The organism is Klebsiella sp. JB_Kp042, from assembly GCF_040065275.1.
Classification (GTDB): domain Bacteria; phylum Pseudomonadota; class Gammaproteobacteria; order Enterobacterales; family Enterobacteriaceae; genus Klebsiella; species Klebsiella quasipneumoniae.
Window position 1 is genome coordinate 1 of record NZ_JBEAJL010000075.1, and the last position, 1,222, is coordinate 1,222.

Here is a 1,222-nt window from a genome sequence, read left to right on the forward strand (position 1 = left end):
TGACCTGCTCCCCGTTGATTAGTACACCCCGATGTTAGTAATGTCTTCATAAGCCACATGAGGACATCCCCATGAAGAAGCGTTTTTCCGACGAACAGATCATCAGTATTCTCCGCGAAGCCGAAGCTGGGGTACCCGCCCGTGAACTCTGCCGCAAGCATGCCATTTCCGATGCCACGTTTTACACCTGGCGTAAGAAGTATGGCGGTATGGAGGTGCCTGAAGTTAAGCGCCTGAAGTCGCTTGAGGAAGAGAACGCCAGACTCAAGAAGCTGCTTGCCGAAGCCATGCTGGATAAAGAGGCGCTTCAGGTGGCTCTTGGGCGAAAGTACTGACGACAGACCAGAAGCGGGAAGCCGTGATGCTGATGTGTGATGCGACCGGTCTGTCGCAACGTCGTGCCTGCAGGCTTACAGGTTTATCCCTGTCGACCTGCCGCTATGAGGCTCACCGTCCGGCTGCTGATGCGCATTTATCAGGGCGCATCACTGAGCTGGCACTGGAGCGCAGGCGTTTTGGCTACCGTCGTATTTGGCAATTGCTGCGCCGTGAAGGGCTTCATGTTAATCATAAGCGCGTGTACCGGCTTTATCACCTCAGTGGCCTGGGCGTAAAACGCAGAAGACGTCGTAAAGGGCTGGCAACAGAACGTCTGCCGCTGCTCCGTCCGGCGGCGCCCAATCTGACCTGGTCGATGGATTTCGTCATGGACGCACTTTCCACCGGTCGCAGGATCAAGTGTCTTACCTGCGTCGATGATTTCACAAAGGAATGCCTGACGGTCACTGTTGCCTTTGGGATTTCAGGCGTTCAGGTCTCGCGTATTCTGGACAGCATTGCACTGTTTCGAGGCTATCCGGCGACGATAAGAACTGACCAGGGGCCGGAGTTCACTTGCCGTGCACTGGATCAATGGGCCTTTGAGCATGGTGTTGAGTTGCGCTTAATCCAGCCGGGCAAGCCAACGCAGAACGGATTTATTGAGAGCTTTAACGGACGATTTCGCGATGAATGCCTGAATGAGCACTGGTTCAGCGATATCGTTCACGCAAGGAAAATCATTAATGACTGGCGGCAGGATTATAACGAGTGTCGTCCACATTCAGCACTGAATTATCAGACGCCATCAGAGTTTGCAGCACGGTGGCGAAATGGAAAATGTGAAGGTAAACAAACCGACCTTACTAACTGACGGTTGTATCTAATCCTGGGGGCAGGTCAC

1 protein-coding gene is annotated in these 1,222 nt (G+C 53.5%); it reads left to right on the forward strand.

Annotated elements, in window-relative coordinates:
• Positions 1-71: 71 nt before the first annotated feature.
• Positions 72-1,192 (forward strand): IS3 family transposase gene (locus ABLV54_RS13230; RefSeq protein ID WP_088765928.1). Its coding sequence is split into 2 segments (ribosomal slippage): positions 72-330 and positions 330-1,192, totalling 1,122 coding nucleotides; the frame shifts between segments, so codons are not numbered across the junction.
• Positions 1,193-1,222 lie beyond the last annotated feature (30 nt).